Origin of the sequence: Exiguobacterium sp. s128 (genome assembly GCF_018618815.1) — a bacterium.
GTDB lineage: Bacteria > Bacillota > Bacilli > Exiguobacteriales > Exiguobacteriaceae > Exiguobacterium_A > Exiguobacterium_A antarcticum.
Genome location: NZ_JACSMT010000045.1, coordinates 1 through 20384 on the forward strand (window position 1 = coordinate 1; position 20384 = coordinate 20384).

20 protein-coding genes are annotated in these 20384 nt (G+C 46.0%); 11 read left to right on the forward strand and 9 right to left on the reverse strand.

Translation table 11 applies throughout. The annotated features are described in order from the left end of the window. Positions 1 to 131: 131 nt before the first annotated feature. From KNQ13_RS13355 to KNQ13_RS13370, 4 genes are all read right to left on the reverse strand, one after another. Complete coding sequence (locus tag KNQ13_RS13355; RefSeq protein ID WP_014969630.1) at positions 132 to 1040, reverse strand: YihY/virulence factor BrkB family protein; 909 nt, start codon at positions 1038 to 1040, stop codon at positions 132 to 134. Positions 1041 to 1127: 87 nt separating this feature from the next. Continuing rightward, positions 1128 to 1553, reverse strand: a complete 426-nt coding sequence (locus KNQ13_RS13360; protein ID WP_026830934.1) for an NUDIX hydrolase — start codon at positions 1551 to 1553, stop codon at positions 1128 to 1130. A 35-nt stretch (positions 1554 to 1588) separates the two neighbouring features. Next, positions 1589 to 2500, reverse strand: coding sequence for a guanosine-inosine kinase (locus KNQ13_RS13365; RefSeq protein ID WP_014969629.1), 912 nt, complete (start codon positions 2498 to 2500; stop codon positions 1589 to 1591). Between the two features lie 171 nt (positions 2501 to 2671). Further along, positions 2672 to 3565 (reverse strand): 1,4-dihydroxy-2-naphthoate polyprenyltransferase, encoded by an 894-nt coding sequence (locus tag KNQ13_RS13370; protein ID WP_014969628.1) that lies wholly within the window; start codon positions 3563 to 3565, stop codon positions 2672 to 2674. Between the two features lie 160 nt (positions 3566 to 3725). On the opposite strand from KNQ13_RS13370, the gene KNQ13_RS13375 reads away from it, so the two are divergent. From KNQ13_RS13375 to menC, 6 genes are all read left to right on the forward strand, one after another. Continuing rightward, complete coding sequence (locus KNQ13_RS13375) at positions 3726 to 5105, forward strand: isochorismate synthase (RefSeq protein WP_026830933.1); 1380 nt, start codon at positions 3726 to 3728, stop codon at positions 5103 to 5105. Further along, positions 5095 to 6741, forward strand: a complete 1647-nt coding sequence (gene menD, locus KNQ13_RS13380) for a 2-succinyl-5-enolpyruvyl-6-hydroxy-3-cyclohexene-1-carboxylic-acid synthase (RefSeq protein ID WP_014969626.1) — start codon at positions 5095 to 5097, stop codon at positions 6739 to 6741. Before KNQ13_RS13375 ends, menD begins: the two co-directional genes overlap by 11 nt. After that, positions 6738 to 7535: a 2-succinyl-6-hydroxy-2,4-cyclohexadiene-1-carboxylate synthase gene (gene menH / locus KNQ13_RS13385; protein WP_026830931.1), complete on the forward strand. Its 798-nt coding sequence runs from the start codon at positions 6738 to 6740 to the stop codon at positions 7533 to 7535. Before menD ends, menH begins: the two co-directional genes overlap by 4 nt. Beyond that, complete coding sequence (gene menB / locus KNQ13_RS13390; protein WP_014969624.1) at positions 7532 to 8356, forward strand: 1,4-dihydroxy-2-naphthoyl-CoA synthase; 825 nt, start codon at positions 7532 to 7534, stop codon at positions 8354 to 8356. Before menH ends, menB begins: the two co-directional genes overlap by 4 nt. A gap of 72 nt (positions 8357 to 8428) precedes the next feature. Next, positions 8429 to 9802: an o-succinylbenzoate--CoA ligase gene (gene menE, locus KNQ13_RS13395; protein ID WP_026830930.1), complete on the forward strand. Its 1374-nt coding sequence runs from the start codon at positions 8429 to 8431 to the stop codon at positions 9800 to 9802. Beyond that, positions 9799 to 10872 (forward strand): o-succinylbenzoate synthase, encoded by a 1074-nt coding sequence (menC, locus tag KNQ13_RS13400; protein WP_026830929.1) that lies wholly within the window; start codon positions 9799 to 9801, stop codon positions 10870 to 10872. Before menE ends, menC begins: the two co-directional genes overlap by 4 nt. A 77-nt stretch (positions 10873 to 10949) precedes the next feature. Here menC and map read toward each other — a convergent pair whose 3' ends face one another. The 5 genes from map to KNQ13_RS13425 all read right to left on the reverse strand — a co-directional run bounded on the left by map (position 10950) and on the right by KNQ13_RS13425 (position 16147). Continuing rightward, on the reverse strand, positions 10950 to 11696 hold the full coding sequence (map, locus tag KNQ13_RS13405) for a type I methionyl aminopeptidase (protein WP_014969620.1): 747 nt from the start codon (positions 11694 to 11696) through the stop codon (positions 10950 to 10952). 14 nt (positions 11697 to 11710) lie between these two features. Next, complete coding sequence (locus KNQ13_RS13410; protein WP_014969619.1) at positions 11711 to 12901, reverse strand: EAL-associated domain-containing protein; 1191 nt, start codon at positions 12899 to 12901, stop codon at positions 11711 to 11713. A 72-nt stretch (positions 12902 to 12973) separates the two neighbouring features. Then, the gene (locus KNQ13_RS13415; RefSeq protein WP_026830928.1) at positions 12974 to 13240 is read right to left on the reverse strand and encodes a hypothetical protein; all 267 of its coding nucleotides are present in this window, start codon (positions 13238 to 13240) and stop codon (positions 12974 to 12976) included. 95 nt (positions 13241 to 13335) lie between these two features. Beyond that, positions 13336 to 14955 carry a degradosome RNA helicase CshA gene (cshA, locus tag KNQ13_RS13420; RefSeq protein ID WP_014969617.1) on the reverse strand — a complete coding sequence of 540 codons (1620 nt, stop codon included), beginning with the start codon at positions 14953 to 14955 and terminating at the stop codon, positions 13336 to 13338. 337 nt (positions 14956 to 15292) lie between these two features. Further along, positions 15293 to 16147 (reverse strand): S1-like domain-containing RNA-binding protein, encoded by an 855-nt coding sequence (locus tag KNQ13_RS13425; RefSeq protein ID WP_014969616.1) that lies wholly within the window; start codon positions 16145 to 16147, stop codon positions 15293 to 15295. A 223-nt stretch (positions 16148 to 16370) separates the two neighbouring features. Here KNQ13_RS13425 and KNQ13_RS13430 point away from each other — a divergent pair, with 223 nt between their 5' ends. From KNQ13_RS13430 to KNQ13_RS13450, 5 genes are all read left to right on the forward strand, one after another. Then, positions 16371 to 16538 carry a hypothetical protein gene (locus tag KNQ13_RS13430; protein WP_012369521.1) on the forward strand — a complete coding sequence of 56 codons (168 nt, stop codon included), beginning with the start codon at positions 16371 to 16373 and terminating at the stop codon, positions 16536 to 16538. A gap of 123 nt (positions 16539 to 16661) precedes the next feature. Continuing rightward, a complete protein-coding gene (locus tag KNQ13_RS13435) occupies positions 16662 to 16967 on the forward strand; it encodes a hypothetical protein (RefSeq protein WP_014969615.1) in 306 nt (101 codons plus the stop codon). 41 nt (positions 16968 to 17008) lie between these two features. Next, positions 17009 to 17266: a hypothetical protein gene (locus KNQ13_RS13440; RefSeq protein WP_012369519.1), complete on the forward strand. Its 258-nt coding sequence runs from the start codon at positions 17009 to 17011 to the stop codon at positions 17264 to 17266. Positions 17267 to 17342: 76 nt separating this feature from the next. Beyond that, positions 17343 to 18041: a lysophospholipid acyltransferase family protein gene (locus KNQ13_RS13445; protein ID WP_014969614.1), complete on the forward strand. Its 699-nt coding sequence runs from the start codon at positions 17343 to 17345 to the stop codon at positions 18039 to 18041. Between the two features lies 1 nt (position 18042). Further along, complete coding sequence (locus KNQ13_RS13450; protein ID WP_026830927.1) at positions 18043 to 19941, forward strand: ABC-F family ATP-binding cassette domain-containing protein; 1899 nt, start codon at positions 18043 to 18045, stop codon at positions 19939 to 19941. Positions 19942 to 20384 lie beyond the last annotated feature (443 nt).

Consider the following 20384-nt stretch of genomic DNA (forward strand, 5'->3'; position numbering starts at 1 on the left):
ATGCAAAAACACCTCCGATGTTAGTACTTTTTAAAAGTGTACCACTCCGAAGGTGTTTTATATTGTCTCAAAATTTTAGGTTAGCCCAGTCGGTAATCCGACGACAGATGCTTTTTTCATACATTGTTTCGTTATCCAAATGTATTGATCGGAATCGAATCCAGATCGGCTTGTTCTTTCAAACGTTTGTCCTCCATTTTTTGAGGATCCGCTTTTTTCATGAATCGTTCCCATGATGCGTTTAATTCAGATCCAAGTAAGATGATCAATCCGGTAAAGTACAACCACAACAAGACGATGACGACACTCCCAAGTGAACCATACGTTTGATTGTAATTCGAGAAATTCGAAACATAAAAACCAAATCCAACTGATAACAACTGCCAGACGATGACACCAAACACTGCTCCTGGGATCGCCTCTTTAAATGTGATCGGGCGTTTCGGTGCCACCCGGTAAAAAATTGACAGGATCACAATCAATAAGACCGTAGAGATGGCATATCGCAGTACAGTCAAAAGAATCTTCTGCCCCATATCGATTGGTATCACGAAGTTCGCTAAATACGTAATAATCGGTCCTCCAAGTACGTTCAACACAATCAATAACAGCATCCCGATCCCAAGAATCATCGTTAATATTAAAGCAATTCCGCGTGACGCGACAAACCCGCGTGGCGAAAAATCTCCATAGGCATGATTGGTAGTCGTAATCAGACGATCCACCCCTTTAGAGGCAGACCAGATGGCTAAAATCGCCCCGACAGACAGAAGTCCTCCTTGTGGTTCTTTAATTGCTTCGAAAATAACATCAGTAAACGTATTGACCGATCCACCCGGTGCTAAATCACGAATTTGAGACTCGAGTGTCTGTTGATCGATATCAAAGAAAGATAATACTGAGATAACAAAAATAATGCCGGGAAAAATAGACAGAAACCAATAGTACGCTAACGTCCCTGCGTAGTCTGTGATGTTATGGTCTCCCATTCGTTGCTTTAAATTGCGTGCTAACCCTTTTGGATCACGTGTATGAGCCATCTTCATCTCTCCTTCATAAAAAAGAGGCAGTCTAGGACCACCTCATTGTCTTAATATACTTTTTCCCTGTTTGTTTCAACTAAAACCTCAATTATCTTCTAACTCAATTTCATAAAAACGTTCTGTCATCTTCGTCAGTTCCTGAACAAGTGTCGCCGGTCGGACTGGTAAGTCTGCTAATTCCTCGCGTTTGATCCATAACGGTGTATACCCGGAAGACTGGTCCTCAAATTCTTCACCCGTTCCCGTTCCAAATACACCACCAATCATCCTTGCCCAGTAATATGGATTATCTAATCCATTAAAACGGACGATGGCCGCGATTCCTTCCAGCTGTACGTCGACCCCTAGCTCTTCATGGGCTTCACGAATCGCTGTTTCTTCGAGTGTCGCGCCTGCTTCGCGTCCACCGCCAGGAAACACATAGTAGGTCTGGCCTGGTTTATCACGACGTATCAAGGCGACTTCGTCTGCTTCATTCATTAAGATGATGGCACTTCGTTGAATCGGCATGGCGTTCCCTCCCCCTCACATTACGATCTGAGGACTCACCGGATCGTATCAAGCATTTCTGGAATCAATCCATTTTCCGTGGATGCAATGACTTGTGCAGCAACCTTCATTCCAAGCTTCAACGCATCCTCTGCTTGTTTGGAGTCCGTTAGCTCAGAAAGTACAGCGGAAAAGAATGAATCTCCTGCACCTGTTGAATCAACTACTTTTACTTTTTTCGTTCCAACATGACCAGATGTCGCATTCCGGCGATCGACATAGACAGCACCCAGCTCACTCATCGTGACGATCGTGAGCGGCGCTCCTTTTTTCGCTAGTTCATTCGCAACATGAATCGCATCCTCTACGGTCACAATCGACAAATCGGACAAGATTTCCGCTTCTTCCCGACTGCAAATAAATCCGGTAAACCCTTGTAACAGATGGCGGTTTCGTTCAATGATGCTGAGATGACCACAGACACCATACAACGGCAATTCCATTTTGCGGCAGACATGAATCAAGCGTTCGAGTACCGTAACAGATACATCCAAATCAATCGCGACTGCATCTACTCCATCGAGTGCATAGACGGATTGACGAAGAATCGCTTCTTCCAACAATTTCGCATCAGGTTGTTTCGAAATCGAGGTCTGAAGATCTCCTTCGTTATCCATGACGGCGAGCCACATGCCCATACCATGGTCTTCGAGCATCTCGACATGATCGACGTTCGCGCCATATGACTTCAACTCTTCGAGCACACCTACACCAATCTGGTCGTTCGTAACCGTCGAGATAAAGCGAACATCATTTCCGAGAACAGCGAGATTTTGTGCTACATTCCGTCCTGTTCCACCGTTCGAGAAACTGATATCCCCGACGTTTTTAGCATCCTTATGCAAAGGAGCAAACGAAGTTCCTTTTATATCGACGAATACTTTTCCGATTACCGCAATTTTATTCATTCCTGTTCCACCTCTAAAAAAATTTCATGAACCCTGATGACTTGATGAACGTTTCAGGCACATTGCTTCTATTATAGTAAAATTTCAAAATGGTTACAACCAATCGAATCAGTCACATCCTGCTTTTAAAAAAACCTTTTTCCTGACTCGGAAAAAGGTTTTTTGTCTTCATTATAGATTCGCAATTGTTAAGCTGATCGCAAGTAACAGTCCAAAAATCGTATTAACTTTCCCGGTTTGGGCCATCCCCGGCATCAGTTCTTGAGGCGGTAAATCTTGCCAAAATAACTTCACGGCCTTGATCATCAGTGGAATGCTGAGTAGCGCAACTAAAGCCCAACCCGTCACGTTAAAGACCAACACGGCCATCAGTAACGAGAGGATTGCGGCACTGAAAAAGGCAATCAGGACGTAAACGGCCCGCCGATGACCCACAAGGCAAGCAATCGTCTTTCGTCCATTGACCTTATCGTTATCGAGATCCCGGATGTTATTTGCAAGTAAAATCGAGCCGATTAAAATCGCGACTGGAATCGAAATCGCGACCGCTTCAGTAGGCACATACCCGATTTGCAGATAAGCTGAGATCGCAATGATGACATATCCCATGAAAAAACCAGCGACGACTTCCCCGAATGGCGTATAGGCAATCGGTAACGGTCCTCCTGTATAAATATAACCGACAAACATCGAAATAACGCCGATCAACAGCAACCACCATGTCGTTTCAAGACACAGGTAGATGCCGAGTAATGCCGAAATCGCATACAACGATAAGGCGAACGCTAAGATCGTTCCGGGTTTGAAACCGTCTCGGACAATCGAACCTCCGATTCCGACCGACTCTTCCGTGTCAAGTCCACGCTTGTAGTCATAATATTCATTAAATAAGTTCGTCGCGATCTGAATCAGCATCGACGCGATCAACATTGCAAAAAACAGATCCATCCGCAGTGACTCGATGCGTGGTGCTACGATAGCTGTTCCGACGACGACCGGTACAAAACTCGCCGTCAACGTATGTGGTCGTGTCATTCGCCAATATACAGCGATTGATTTATTCATATAATAAACCCCTTTCCTGTCTAAGTGTATCGGGTTTCGTTTTTTACTGTCAATGCTCAATCAGAGATAGCTTATTCCTTCTTTTTTTCAGGTAAAAAGTTTACACTGAGAATAAGTGAAACGTATCACAGTATCTATAGACTAGGGGGCAATGAGCGGTATGGCCTACGCTCAACACGAGCTTAAACAATGTATTGAACGCGCCGTCGGTCATGCGAATGCATACCAACGGCCTATAATCGCCTCATATTCGTGGAATGTCGAGGCTCAAGATGTCAGTGCGCTGTCATTTGGGACACAAGAACGCTTTTATTTTACGACACCTGATCGGTCCATGCGTGCCATTGGATTCGGCATCACGCAACAATTGAAAACCGCAGGACACGATCGTTTTTTACGAATGCAATCAAAATGGTCGAATGTGAATCGGGATCATGTCGGAACCGATTTATTTGCTTTTTGCGGATTCTCTTTTTCTGAACTGAAACATACAGAGTATCGTTGGTCCTCGTTCGGGGAAGCGTCGATGACGATTCCGAAGTATTTATACCTGGAACAAGATGGTCATACGACGGTAACGGTTTTTGCGTTTGTCGAACCGCAGTCTAACGCAGAAAAGATTCTCAATCAGTTGGCCGTCGAGTATGCGGAGTTGCATATGCCGAAATCTAGCCAATTCGTTACACGTATTCGCATGACCCGTGATGGAAATGACGCCTTTGAGGCTTCGTTTCATCAAGCGGCACAATTATTGAAAACGTCACTTAAAAAAATCGTCTTAGCTCGTGAAGTGGTCTACGAGTTAGATCAACCGGTTGATTTGGCCGGTCTCGTGCAGGAGTTGGAATCCTCTCAACCCGGTAGCTATATCTTTTTCTTTCAGCCAACACTCGGTGAAGCTTTTCTTGGCGCGACTCCAGAACGGTTAATTTTAAAAACCGGTCTTGAACTCAAGACAGCTGCCGTTGCCGGTTCCGCTCCTCGGCACGAACTAGAACAAATGGACACGTCACTTGGACAATCGCTGTTACAAGATGATAAAAATCGAATCGAACATGCGATTGTCGTCGATTCAATCGAAAGTACACTCCAAGGCCTTTCGACTCAAATCAAGAAACCCGAGCAACCGATATTACTCAAAAACCGACACATCCAACATCTTTATACACCGATCACCGCGACACTTTTGCCTGAAGTCAGCCTCTTTCAGCTGATCGAGAAACTTCACCCGACACCCGCGTTAGGTGGAGAGCCGAAGGAAGCCGCCGTCGCCGCCATCCAAGCAATCGAGACGTTCGAGCGCGGCTGGTACGGCTCACCGGTAGGTTGGATGGATGGAGAAGAAAACGGTGAGTTTATCGTCGCCATTCGCTCCGGACTATTTACCGATCGTTCCGCTGTGCTTTATGCAGGTTGTGGTATCGTCGACGGCTCCCGTCTGCAGAGTGAACTCGACGAAACCGAAACAAAACTATCACCGATGTTACAAGCTCTTGCACACCTCTGTACGATAGAAAAGGATGATGTTTATGTTGACTAAATGGATGCATACGTTAATCGATAACTTAGTCAAAAGTGGTGTCCGGGATTTCGTCATCAGTCCCGGTTCTCGTTCGACACCCCTTGCGATTGCTGCCTTTCTCCACCCGTCTAGCCGTACCCACGTCCTCGTTGACGAACGGTCGGCTAGTTTTTTTGCCCTCGGCCTGACACGGGCGGAAGATTGGTTACGCCCTGTCGCTCTGATTTGTACGAGCGGGACGGCAGCCACTAATTATTATTCAGCGATCACGGAAGCTAATATTTTTGAACTGCCGTTAATCGTTTTGACTGCGGACCGTCCTCATGAATTACGGGGTGTCGGCGCTCCTCAAGCAATCGATCAGGTCGCTTTGTACGGCAAACAAGTGAGACACGCCTTTGACTTACCATTGCCGGAAGCGACGGCTCTTCCATATGTCCGGCACGTGGCTGAACGATCCGTTCTGCTTGCGCTGACGGAACCCGCAGGTCCTGTTCACATCAACATTCCACTTCGGGAACCTTTGATTCCTGAACTTGATTTGTTGCAGACCGGTCACCCAGTCGGTCGTCCAATCCGACATGTCACGGGACATGCTACGGCGGAATTGGTTGAAATTTTATCAATTCCGCGGCTTTTGATTGTCATCGGACCACAACTTTCATCAGCTGACACACAAATTATCCTGGAGTATGCGGATCGTTCACGGATTCCGGTCCTGGCCGATCCACTCAGTCAAGGACGCCAGTTTTCCAATGATACGGTTTTCGCCTATTACGATACGTGGTTAAAGGAGACTACGATTCAGTATCATGTCTGTCCGGACCATATTTTACGGTTTGGCGCGATGCCGACTTCAAAACCCTATCTCCTTTGGTCAAAAGAAATCCCGACGACCGTAGTCGGTCATGCTGGAAACTGGCGTGATCCTCAATTACAGGCTCATTTTTTAAGTGGTCATCCAAGCCAATTAAAAACAATTCCATGCACCGAACATGACATCACTTACCTTGAGGCACTACAACGGGCTGAAAACACGGTTGAAACCGTCTTTGATTCACTGGATTCCGGACAACTGACGGAATACAATGTCGTGCGGGCTTTAGAAGGCTTAACGGAAGGAAGTCTATTCGTCTCAAACAGTATGCCAATTCGTGACTTAGATACTTTTTTGCCGACGGGTACACCACTTCGAATCCTTGCTAACCGTGGTGCCAATGGCATTGATGGGATTCTTTCCAGCGCCCTTGGCGCGACGTATGAAGCGAAAAATCGTTATTTACTTGTCGGTGACCTCGCCTTTATCCATGACATCAACGGACTGATGATGGCACGGACAGTTCCAATGACAATTCTTTTAATCAATAACACAGGGGGCGGCATCTTCAGCTTCCTCCCGCAACACGAGCTCGATCCCGATTTGTTCGAGCCACTGTTCGGAACGGCGCAAGATCTTGACTTCAGCCATCTTGCCGCTGGTTATGGCATCGCGTATCAACATATTTCTTCTATCGGAGAGCTCAAGGTAGCCTTACAGAAAAACACGATGACGACACGGATCTTAGAAATCCGAACGGATCGTCCGGAAAATGTCAGATTGCACCGACTAATCTGGGAGCAGACGAATCAGGCCTTACAGGAACAATTCCGATGAAGCTTCGTCAACAGGCGTATCATATTGAGATTACCGGTGCCGGTCCACCTCTTTTGCTGTTACATGGATTCACCGGAAGCAGCGCGACCTGGTCTGCTCTCAGTGCACGTTTGCAGTCAAATTACACCGTCTATTGCATCGACTTGCTGGGTCATGGTCAGACGCCTGCCGCTCACTATCAACGAATGCGACTGACGGAGCAGGTCAAGGATTTAGAGTTCTTGCTTGCGACCCGTGCGGAACCTTGGACAGTCCTAGGTTACTCCATGGGCGGACGAATTGCACTGATGCTTGCCGTGATGTCAACACGCGTTACACAGACGATTGCTGTCAGTACGACACCCGGCATTCGTTCGGCGTTTGAACGACAACTACGACGAAAAGCTGATCGAGCTCTTGCGGAACGCTTGTTGCAAGATGGGTTGGCTGATTTCATCGATTACTGGGAAGCATTACCGTTGTTCGCCAGTCAACACCGACTCCCGTTAGCTACACGACAGCACATCCGTGAGGGGCGTCTCGCACAATCACCTGAAGGACTCGCCGCTTCTCTGATCGCTCAAGGCACGGGAAACATGCCGCCCGTCTGGCACTTGCTTGATAGGACTTCAATTGAGTGGATTGTCGGTGCAGAAGACATCAAATTCAAGAAAATTGCTTTCGAAGCCGCTTCACCGGAAAAAATTCATCTAATTCCTGGTGCATCACATGCCCCGCATATCGACCAACCGGAAAAGTTTGTTACAATAGTAGAGAAACTATTCTTAACTAATCAAATGGGGGAATTGAAATGAGATACATTCCAGAATGGGCATCTGCCCGTAGTTACGAAGATATCAAGTATGAGAAGTGGAATGGGATTGCTAAAATCACGATCAATCGTCCTGAAGTACGCAACGCGTTCCGTCCACAGACAGTAAATGAATTAATCGATGCCTTTTCACGGGCACGCGATGACCAAAACGTTGGTGTCATTGTCTTGACAGGTGAAGGGGATCTTGCCTTCTGTTCAGGCGGCGACCAAAAAGTTCGTGGCCATGGTGGATATGTCGGTGAAGATGAAATCCCGCGCTTAAATGTTCTTGATTTACAACGTCTGATCCGTGTCATTCCAAAACCCGTCATCGCGATGGTTGCAGGATATGCCATCGGTGGCGGACATGTCCTTCACCTCGTTTGTGACTTGACGATTGCAGCAGACAATGCGAAATTCGGACAAACGGGTCCAAAAGTCGGATCATTTGATGCCGGCTACGGTTCTGGTTATCTTGCACGTGTCGTCGGTCATAAAAAAGCACGTGAAATCTGGTTCCTGTGCCGCCAATACGATGCGCAACAAGCACTTGATATGGGACTCATAAACACCGTTGTTCCACTTGCTGACTTGGAGCAAGAAACCATCCAGTGGTGTTCTGAAATTCTTCAGCATTCACCAACGGCACTCCGTTTCCTAAAAGCAGCACTTAATGCGGATTCTGATGGTCTTGCAGGTATTCAGCAATTAGCAGGTGACGCAACATTACTTTATTACACGACTGATGAAGCAAAAGAAGGACGCGACGCGTTTAAAGAAAAACGTGATCCTGACTTCGGACAGTTCCCACGATTCCCATAATACAAAAAGGTTCAATGTCGAAAGACGTTTGAACCTTTTTCGTATCATCCACAAGAAAGGAAGTGACAGTCTGTGTACCCTTGGATTTATACCCGCTCAAAAGAACAACCGGACGAACTTGCGCTGATCACGGATACGGAACGTTTGACGTGGTCTGCACTCTACACGAAGGCGCACAAACTAGCAAGCTCTTGGGCGCCACTACTCTCGCGCGGCGAGCGGATTGCCTTATACGGTCCTTCCAGCACCGCATACATCGTCGCCATTCACGCAGCGCAATTGCTTGAGTTGACAATTGTTCCGATTAACATCCGGCTTAGCCAAAGTGAAGTCAGTGCACAATTGAAACAGGCAAATGTCAAATACGTCATCTCGGACCGCCTGCTCGATTCAAATGTCAAACGTCTACCGTTCCATGCGCCGAATCAAGCACCCGAGATTCTCGTCCGCCATATGCCAAAACATTATATTCAATCGATGTTATTTACGAGCGGCACGACCGGAAAACCTAAAGCCGTCGAACAGACGATGCTCAACCATTTTTCGAGCGCAATGAATGCGGCCCGTCATATCGGTTCGTTCCCGGATGATCGGTTCCTCGTCGTCACCCCACTGTTTCATATGAGTGGTTTAGCCGTCGTCTACCGTTCAGTCATCTACGGTGTCCCTTTAATCCTCGAACCACATTTTTCACCAAACAAGACCATGACATGGATCAAAACGGAAGCGGTCACGCATATCTCACTTGTTTCCGTCATGTTGGATCGGTTACTCGAAGCCGGACTACGTCGTCATGACTTGCGGGTTGTCCTGACCGGAGGCGGACCTGTTCCGTTACCGATTTTGACCCGTGCGCTAGATCGTGATCTTCCTGTCATGCAAACCTACGGCATGACGGAGACGGCCTCTCAAATCGCAACACTCTTACCGGAAGACGCGCTTCGAAAGATCGGTTCTGCAGGAAAACCCATCGCACCGACGGAGATTCGAATCACACGTCATCAGGAAATCGAAGTCAAGGGACCTACCGTCATGAACGGTTACTTCAATAACCCGGAAGCGACTACGGCTGCCTTTACTGCAGATGGTTATTTGAAAACCGGAGACCTCGGACGAATCGACTCTGACGGTTACTTATATGTGTTGGACAGACGGAGCGATCTCATCATTTCCGGTGGAGAAAACGTGTATCCGGCTGAAGTCGAAGCTGCTTTGTTATCGATTTCAGGCATCACGGAAGCAGGTGTCGTCGGGCGGTTTGATCCGACATGGGGACAAGTTCCGGTCGCCTTCATCGTCAGCCAGCTGGAAGAGTCCTCCGTCCGGCAACAGATGGAACAGTTATTGGCAAAATACAAATGTCCAGTCACCTATGTCTATCGTGATACATTACCGCGTAACGCAAACGGTAAGCTGATCCGCCGTCAGTTGAAGGAATCGTTATGACGATTACCCTTCGGAGCGCCGAGCTATTTGATGTTCGCCTGACCTTTCGTCAACCGATTCATACTGCCATCTCCGTCTTATCCGAACGCTGTACGACGATTCTTCGGCTGACGGATCAAGAAGGGCGTGTCGGTTATGGAGAAGGGGTTGCCTTTGAGACCCCTTGGTATACACCGGAGACACAAAACTCACTTCGTGCGTTGTCGCCCTTACTGTATCAACTGCTGATCGCAGCACCCCTTGAAGGACCGTCAGCGGTTGCTGAACGTTTCCGGCCGATTCAAGGCAATCAGATGGCAAAAGCGATGTTTGACGGTGCCGTCTACGAATTGTTCGCACAAGCTGAACAGCAATCACTCGCGACCTACCTCGGAGGAGACGACAGCCAAGCGATTCGTTGTGGGAAAGCACTTGGTCGATCGTCTGTCCGACAGACGATCGAGAATGTTGGTCTTGCGTTAACCGACGGGTTCGAACGAATCAAACTGAAGCTGGCGCCAACTGATACGAACATCCTTGAACAGGTTCGTCAAACTTTTCCGGACGCGCCCTTGATGTTTGATGCCAATGGCAGCTTTGATCTGTCCGATCTTCCTCTGCTTCAAGTGTGGGACGAATTTTCATTACTCATGATGGAACAACCGTTTTCAGCCAATGAGTGGTTAAACCATCAGCATGCCGCCTCCATCCTCAAAACGCCACTTTGTCTCGATGAATCGATTCAAACGACACATGATGCCGCCTTGATGCACCAACTCCAAGCGGGGCAGATCATTAATATCAAACCGGCCCGCCTCGGTGGACTGACAGCGGCACTGGATGTCCGAGCATCGTCGACTTACTGGTTAGGTGGTATGTTCGAAAGTGGCATCGGCCGCCGTCAAACGTTAGCATTTGCCACATTGCCGGGTCTCGCCTACCCGATTGATATGTCTGGCACAAACCACTATTTCATCGAGGATGTACTCGAGCAGGACTACCTCGTCGAAAACGGACGAATTCGTTATCAGGAACATCCCGTTTCCCTCGAACGTCTTCACCATCTAACCAAATCACGAACGTATCTCTAAAAAAAGAGTATCGGCATCCCGCTTTTCCAGCGAAACACCGATACTCTTTTTCTCCTATGATTCATATAGAGACGCCGTCAATCCACTTTCGTCAAAATTTCATAACCATCTTTTAAGACGATGACACTATGCTCAAATTGGGAGACCAGACTTTTGTTTGGTGTGTATAACGTCCAACCATCCTTTTCATCCTCCATACAAAACTCATCCCCTGTTGAAATAAAGGTTTCGACAGCGATGACTTGTCCTTCTTTTAGTAAGTCATTTTCTTCTCGGCTGAAGTAATTAGAAATCGATTCCGGTTCCCCATGAAGTGTTTTCCCTAAACCGTGTCCCGCTAAATTGCGAATGACTGTAAATCCACTTTTACGTGTTTCTGCATAAATCGCTTTTCCGATTTGATTCACTTTCGTTCCAGCTTTGACTTTTTCTAAGCCTTTTTCGAGTGCAGAAAGCGATACTTCCACTAATCGAACGTCTTCCGGACGACGTGCCTGGCCTGCAATGACGGTTTTCCCGGTATCGGAATAATAACCATTCTTCACAGCGGAGACATCGACGTTGACGATATCCCCTTCTTGAATCACGTAAGCTCCTGGAATACCGTGTGCTGCCACTTCATTTACACTGATGCACGTTGCTCCTGGAAAATCATACATGACGATTGGCGCTGATTCTGCTCCGTGTTCCTTCAAGATTCTTGCACCGATTTCATCCAACTCTTTTGTTGTGATTCCTGGTTTGACTGCATTCGCCATTTCGTCTCGTGCAATCGCAACAATCCGTCCGATTTCACGTAGTGCCTCATAATCATAATCCAACATCGTTCATTTCCTCCCTATTCGCTTAATCGTTCTTGATATAAGTACTCCGCTGAAACATCAGCAAATAAAAACATCCCGTTATTTAGCGGCATACTGAATGTCCGTGTCTGTTCGCCTGAACTGAAGTCGACGTAGCGATCAGATAAGTAACCGGTATGCCGCCGTTCCATCGCCACCGTCGTCCGAATGAAATACGGACGAAAACTCCAATTGTACCCTTGGTAAAAGGAATAGCGTTTCCACTCGCCGCTTTTCTTACTGATGTTCGAGGACTGCTGGAACCCGTTAGCATCCGTGATATAAAAACGGATGAATTCCGGTTCCAACTTTTTCGCTAACATCAACAGCCAACCATCTAATTCTTCATCTTGCCTGACTGATTGACAGTACTCATTAAAACGAGTCGTCCAGTCTTGTTCCAGTTGAAACAGTCGGTTCATCTGTTCCCGGTCATACTTATAAAACATCGGAACTTCATGAAGAAGAATTTCCATACCCGGACATGTCGTGACCCAATTTGGTGTCGTTTCCCCTAACAAGTTCCCCATATAGTACCGCCCGCCATGTTGCCATGCATACCGTAACTGACCAAGATGACTAATGTTTTTATATAACAATGGCGCACCTAACTGATCACAGAGATGTTCCATTGTTTGTAACAAGTGAGGGTAACTGGCAGAGACGGTTTTCTTTTCAATCATCGAGGCCAAATCGACGATTAACATATCCGGTGACATCGAAAAGACCCGTTCCAGACTGGTCGCTTCTGCTCGATCGAGCGCAACTTTCAGGCCGGAGTTTTGGTAGTAGGCGACGATTCGACCAAGACGATCAAAGTCATCGACTTGAACATCCGTTAAGGTCACATACAAACGATCTTCCGGAAAATCAATTTGGGCATCACGTAAGATACTTAAAAAATCTTCTCCGCCGTTTTCGAATAACCAGGCTGGCCGACAACGAATCAAGACAAACGAATGGTCATCCGACGGTACTTTCTGAAATGCGTGCCGAATGACATGACTCATCACTTCGAGTTGGTATTCAATCGGTACATCATCTTCTTGAAAAAATGGTTTTAGCGGTTCTCCACGGAAATGTGACTGGATTTCATACCCTTCCACTTTAAAAGGCGCTGCTCCAACAATCGGCTGAAACCAAGCCTCAATCTGTTCGGGATGAACAATGACATCTAAGGCATCCATTCTTCTCCCTCCTTTTCTCTTGTTCCATCTTAACAAAAAAAGAACCTCCCTGTAATCAGAGAGGTCCTGTCTTTAAAATAAGGTCGTATCTTTTCGAATCGCGATGTACAGATATACACCAAATGTCGCCGTGAGATAGATGATACTCAGGACCCCGTACTGGATACCGGTCGCCCCACCCTTTCCAATCGCAAGGACAAGAAAGATAATCCCTCCAAATAGCAAAGTGGCTAACGGAATATAACGGAAGTGCCCTTTTGTCGTCCGCTCACTAATTCGTTTCGTCGCGACGACAAGCACGATCAGACAAATGAATGCTATAGCGTAAATAGTATACACAAAATTCCGCCCTCTCTATATCTTTCATTGCTCATTTTAGCATGACATTCCATAAAAAAGAACCGACTTGTCTGTGACAAATCGGTTCGACCTTCTTACTTTTCAAAACGTGGTTTGCGTCCGCCACGGTTACGATCACTTTCACTGCGGTTACGACCAGCGTATCCACCTTCACGGCGATCTGATGATGACGAAGACGATGAAGACGTGCTACGGTTTCCTTCAGAAGGACGACCGCCTTCACGACGTTCTCCACTTCCACTGCGTGGGTTGCTGCCACGGTATCCACCACTGCTACGGTTGCTCGACGAACCAGAACCTGATCCACCTTTGTTACCGTAAGGGCGACGATTACCGCCACTGCCACTACCACCACCGCTACCAAAACGTTTTACACGAATTGGTTCGATTGAAGAAATTTGAACTGGCGTTGCATCCGGCTCTTTCGTCAATCCTTTAAGCGCTGCTGAGATCAATTCAACTGCTTCATACTCTTCAAGAAGTTCTTGAGCGAGTGTTGTATACTCTTGTGAGTTTTTCGCTTCTACACGTTTGATCAATTCTTGTGCAGCAAGCTTCAAGTTACCTTCTAGGATTTCATCAAGCGTCGGTGCATGACGACGTGACATTTTTTTGTTTGTAACACGTTCGATCGTTTTGATCTGACCAAATTCGCGTGGTGTAACAAACGTGATGGCTGATCCTGTTTTACCAGCACGACCAGTACGGCCGATACGGTGAACATAACTTTCCGGGTCTTGCGGGACATCGAAGTTATAGACGTGTGTCACGCCTGTAATATCAAGACCACGTGCCGCTACGTCTGTAGCTACAAGGATATCAATCGTTCCTTTTTTGAAACGACGGATAACTTGGTCACGTTTTGCTTGTGTCAAGTCACCATGTAAACCGTCAGCCGTGTATCCACGTTGGACAAGTCCTTCTGTCATCTCATCCACACGTTTTTTCGTCCGACCAAAGATGATTGAGAGTTCCGGAGAATCTGTATCAATCAAACGGCAAAGAACGTCGAATTTTTGGTTTTCTTTTAATTCGATGAATGATTGGTCGATGTTTTCGACAGTCATTTCTTTTGCTTTTACTTTGATATGTGTCGGAGTCGTCATGAAACGATCTGCGATTTTACGAATTTGTTGTGGCATTGTCGCTGAGAACAAGAGTGTCTGGCGTGACTCCGGAAGAGTCCCCAAGATTTTCTCGATGTCTTCCACGAAGCCCATGTTCAACATTTCATCTGCCTCATCCAAGATAACTGTTTGGACGTGGTCGAGGTTTAATGTTTTACGGTTCATGTGGTCCATCAAACGACCTGGTGTTGCCACGACGATTTGTGGGTTTTTACGAAGTGCACGGATCTGACGGTCGATTTGCTGACCACCATATACTGGCAAGGCGTGAACACGTTTCACTTCACCGATACGATTCAATTCTTCCGCTACTTGGATAGCAAGTTCACGTGTTGGTGCAAGCACAAGTGCTTGGATATGACGTGATTTTGCGTCAATGCGTTCAATTGTAGGAATACCGAATGCTGCTGTTTTCCCTGTACCTGTCTGTGCTTGACCGATTAAGTCAACGCCGCTAAGACCGACAGGAATCGTTTCTGCTTGGATTGGTGTTGCTTCTTCAAAGCCCATTTTTAGGACACCTTTGATAAGTGCCTCACTAAGATTTAATTCACGAAATGTTGTCAATGCTAAATACTCTCCTTTGTCATATGAAAAGCGTCTGCCACTAAACAGACGCTACCGTAACGAATACAATCGACTACCTATTATAACAGAAGCTCATCCTAAAAGATAGTAGCTATTTCTATTATAATAATGTTTAGGGAAGTCACCATCATAATCGTTGCCATAAGGGCGAGGGAAAGGCAAAATGCCCGGACCGTCAACGCATCAAGGATACGTCGCTTGCCCCCACTAGTGATGGGGTTCTATTTGGAAATGGTCGCCGGTAAATACCAGCCGCAACCACCAAAATGATGAATTCCTAACTATTTATTCGAAACGTAGGCTCACTTGGTTGATCTTATTTCGTCAACCGAATACCCGTTTCATGTTTTTCTATTTTTTTATCTTTCAACAATCGACCTAAAGCACGTTTAAAGGCAGCCTTACTTAGGCCAAATACCTCATCAATCGTCTCAGGAGGTGTCTTATCACCATACGACATTTGACCACCATGTTCAAGTAGGTGATTCATGATTAAGTCCGCATCGATGTCGATTGCCTCGTGAGCACGTGGTCTTGCTGAAAGTAATACTGTACCATCTGGCTTCACATTTGTCACCCGTAATTTCATAACTTCTCCAAGTCGCGGCCAACGTTCCATCTCTTGTTCATGGAGAAAACCAATCGTTTGCTCGTTCACCCAGACGTTTACACCAGGATCGCGTTGTGCAAAGACTAACCCTTCGACATCCATGTTATTCCACTCTTCCGGTGCCGGTTTTGCTCGTAAGTTGAAATACGCATATGGAGCCGGATCACCTAACAGACGAAGTTTTTGATCATGCTTGAGGCGAATATACAGTTGATCGCCCTCTTCCGGCCAAAACGTCCGACGTTGTGGTAAGTCATCGAGCGACACGAGCACATCTTTTTGGATTCCAATATTCGCAAACACACCGGTATTGTAGCGTGTCCCATTAATCGTCGTTTTGACATAGTCTTCAAACGATGCTTCCGGAATCGTCATCGATGAGGCCAATCGTCCTTCATTATCCTGATAGAGGAAGACCTCTACTTCTTCGTCGAGTTCCAGTTTTTTCGTCTGTTCATTATTATGAAGTAAGATGTCTTCTTCCCCGTCACTTAAAAAAACACCAAACTCCGCTTCTCGTTCTACTTTTAATGTGACAACCTGTCCTGCGCGTAATGCCATTTGTGGTCATCTCCCTTCTGTCGTTTCAATCATTTTTTCCCGGTTTCTACGTATCACCTACCATACTATACTCTTTTTCATCCCCTTTCTGACATGAAGCAAAAGAGAACAAATATGACATTTCTGTGAACGGTTCTGATTTGAGTGATTTTTTTGAAAAAAAGAGATATGATAAGACAATAGGAAAAAGAAGGTTTAGTTTAGTTAAATATGGGGGAAAGACATGTTTCATAACATTCAATCGCGTTCTTTTGCAAGACGCTTCACTAAAACATTGGTCTTTGCTTTTTTTGCATTTCTTGCCACGATCGGAATCGTTTTCGCAGAAGGTTCGAACAGTACTGACTTATCTCCGAAGACGCCAGCACTCCAACATATCGATACACCTTAAAATCTACACCTCTCGTGTGGATTTTTTTATTTTTCCCGAAGTTTTACTGGGCGATACAGGAAATCGAGTTTTCATCACGAATTCCTTAAAAGATGTATAACATTTAAATAAGGAGGGCATGTCATGTGGTTTTATCTTTTCACGACGCTTACGGGTCTCATCAGTACATACTTAAGTTACACGTCCGGTTATTACACAGATTCGATTGGTGTATTCGTCTTTACACTTGCCATTTGTTTATCGCTCTCTTCTTTCAGACAGCTCCTTCGGACGTCTCACCAGTCCTATCATGAATATGTGCAACATCGCCGGGTCAAGAAACAGTACGAACGAATGAAAAAACGGGAACAATCGTATCAACTTTCTTACGAACAACGTGAATCGAGCCCTCCTCTTGCATTATCTGCGACAGAACAGCATGATAAATAAAGAACCTGATTTAACTTCTTACTAGGAGGAACCGAGTTACTATGAATGAAATCCCCTTATCCAACGGTTGGACCCTTCGTTATTCTCCCGTCATCGATCTTTGGTTAAAAGAAGACGGTGTCTTGCTTGTTGATCACGAAGACAAGGTCCGCTTAACACTGATCCTTGACGAAGAGTCGATGGAGATCAAACAAATCGATAATACCAACGCTTCTTTTTCGATTGATCCAACCACACGCCGTCTGACGTTTGAGCTTGGAGAAACAGAAGAGGAATCTGAACCTCGTTATTGGGAATGATGATGAAGACTGGGTGCGATACCCGGTCTTTTTTTGTACAATAATAATGAAACAAGAAAAGGAGTCTGATGCCACTATGTTACGTACAATCATCTGGTTCATTTGTTTTGGACTGGTTCTACCCCTTACATTACCGTTTCTTCCGGGGGCAAAACGTCGAACGCATGCTGCACGGTATGCCTATACACAAAAAGTCGCACACGTCTGGGCAAACTCATTACTTCGCCTTGCGGGTGTCCGCGTCCGTATGACAGGACAAGACCATATCCCAGCGGATCAACCGGTCGTCTTCATCGCCAACCATCAAGGCAATTTTGATGTCCCGATCCTCCTCGGAAAAATCGATAAGCCAAAAGCTTTTATCTCCAAAATCGAAGTCAACAAGATTCCAATCGTCAATGTCTGGATGAATCTGATGGGATGTGTCATGATTGATCGCAAAGATCGCCGTCAGTCCCTAAAAGCCATCCGTGCCGGAATCGAGACAATCAAAGACGGACAATCGATGATCATCTTCCCAGAGGGCACACGCTCTAAGGGTGGACCTGTCGCTGAATTTAAAGCGGGTAGTTTTACTTTGGCTACTTCAAGTGGTGCGCTCGTCGTTCCGATTGCGATTTCCGGCAGCTACCGGGTCATGGAAGAAACCGGACGGATCCGTCCCGCGACTGTCGATGTAACGATTTTAAAACCCATCGATCCAGCAACGATGTCTCAAAAGGAATTAGTCGTCCTGGTCGAACAACAAATCAAGGAAATTGTAGAAGGAGCCTGACATGTTACTTAAAGTCGATCAACTAAAAAAAGAATTTGCCGATAAGATTGTTTTCGAAGATGTTACGTTTTCCGTCAGTCCAGGGGACCGGATCGGGATCATCGGTGTCAATGGAACCGGGAAATCAACGTTATTGCATATACTAGCTGGACAAGAAACGGCTGATTCGGGTGAACTTCATCATCCAAATGATTACCGGATTCGCCTCTTGTCACAATCAACCGCTTATCCGGAAGACCAGACTGTCATGCAAGTCTTGTTATCAGGAAATACACCGACGATCAATGCCCTTCGTCACTACGAAGTTGCCCGTCTCGCGCTCGAGCAAGATCCTGCGAATGAAATGTTATTAACACGTTTCATTAACGCTCAAACAGAACTCGATGCTGCCAATGCCTGGGATACCGAGTCCCGCCTAAAAATGATTTTAAATAAACTAGGTATCATGGACCTCGAAGCGACAATCGGTTCCTTATCCGGTGGCCAACGCAAACGGGTTGGGTTAGCGGAGGCATTGCTCGACGAAGCGGACTTGTTGTTACTGGATGAGCCAACCAATGAACTTGATGCCGAAACCATCACCTGGCTCGAATCACAAATCAAGGAATACCGTGGTGCGATTTTACTCATCACCCACGATCGCTATTTTTTAAACCGTGTCACGAATCATATGATGGAAATCGCCAACGGAACGGCCTATTTTTATGTCGGAAACTATGAGTCATTTTTGGAAAAACGTGCTGAGCGCCGAGAACGAACCGCTTCGATGGAGGAAAAACGCCAAAACATCCTTCGGCGGGAACTCGCCTGGTTACGGCGTGGTGCAAAAGCACGAACTACTAAACAAAAGGCACGGATTCAGCGTGTTGATGCCTTACAAGAGTTATCTTACGAAGAAGATGAAGCGGCACTCGAAGTCCAGGTCGGTTCGACACGACTGGGAAAAAAAGTCATCGAGGCGGTTGGTGTCAGCCATCAGTTTGGTGACCGGATGCTATTTAGCGACTTCAATTGGTTGTTTGGCCGAAAAGAACGGTATGGGATCGTCGGCCGAAACGGAAGCGGCAAATCAACGTTGTTATCGATTCTCGCGAAACATCTAGAGCCGACGAGTGGAAAAATCATTCATGGTGAAACGGTCAAAGTCGGTTTTTATGGTCAGTTCGCAGAGTTTAGTCATCCCGAGCGACGGGTCATCGAAGAAGTCGAACGGATCGCCCAAGTCATCACGACACTTGACGGACAAGAAATCACAGCAAGTCAGATGCTCGAACAGTTTTTATTCAAACCGGAAGCACAATACAAACCAATCGGTAAGTTGTCCGGTGGCGAAAAAAGACGGTTAAAACTATTGACGATTTTGATGGACGAACCCAACGTTCTTTTCCTCGATGAGCCGACCAACGACTTGGATACGGAAACGTTATCTGTCTTAGAGGATTATCTAGATTCATTCCCCGGAACCGTCATCACCGTCAGTCACGACCGGTATTTCCTTGACCGGGTCGTAACTCGGTTATTGGCATTTGAAAATGGTGAAATCGTTTCTTATTACGGGCAGTATACGGATTACCTCGAACAACGTGAACTTCCAACGATGATCGATACTCCCCTTTCCTTAACGGATCCGGTAGCGAACGAGGTCAAGTCCACTGATGTTCCGAAAAAATTAAGTTATCAAGAGCAACTCGATTGGAAAACGATTGAGTCTCAAATCGAAGAGGCCGAATTCCTTTTAGAGTCGCTCGAACAACAACTTGCTTCAGCAGGTAGTGATCTTAGTCAAGTCAATGACATCTATCAACAAATTGAACAGGCAAAAACAAAAAGCGACCAATTGATGGAATACTGGACGTATCTCTCTGAAAAAATCGAAGCGTATGAAAACCATAAAAACTAAATTACGGAACTACTTTGGAATCGTCTTTTCCCCCTCATTTTGGGTGTTTAGACGATTTCTTTTTTTGATTTGAATGAAGTGCAGTGTATGATTAAAAAAAGATAAAACGATTCGCTTGATCACTTCATGTCAGGAGGCAGTTTGATGCAACGATCCCCCTATTTCATAAAATGGTTTCCACCCCTACTGATTATTTCGACTGTCCTTATCCTTATTTCATTTACACATGACTCGATTTCAAATCTTTTAATCGAACAAATATTGCAGTACATGTCGCTTTTATTATTAGCTTTTTTTATCTTAGTCGCCTACAAAAAAGAGCAGTCTTTGATTGTTGTGTAATGCAAAATAGGAGTGGTTCTTACGCAATGTTAGTGAGGTAATGTTTTCAATACTATGGGAATAGAGTTAAAAAGGACTGATTCGTATGTACGAGATCGAAG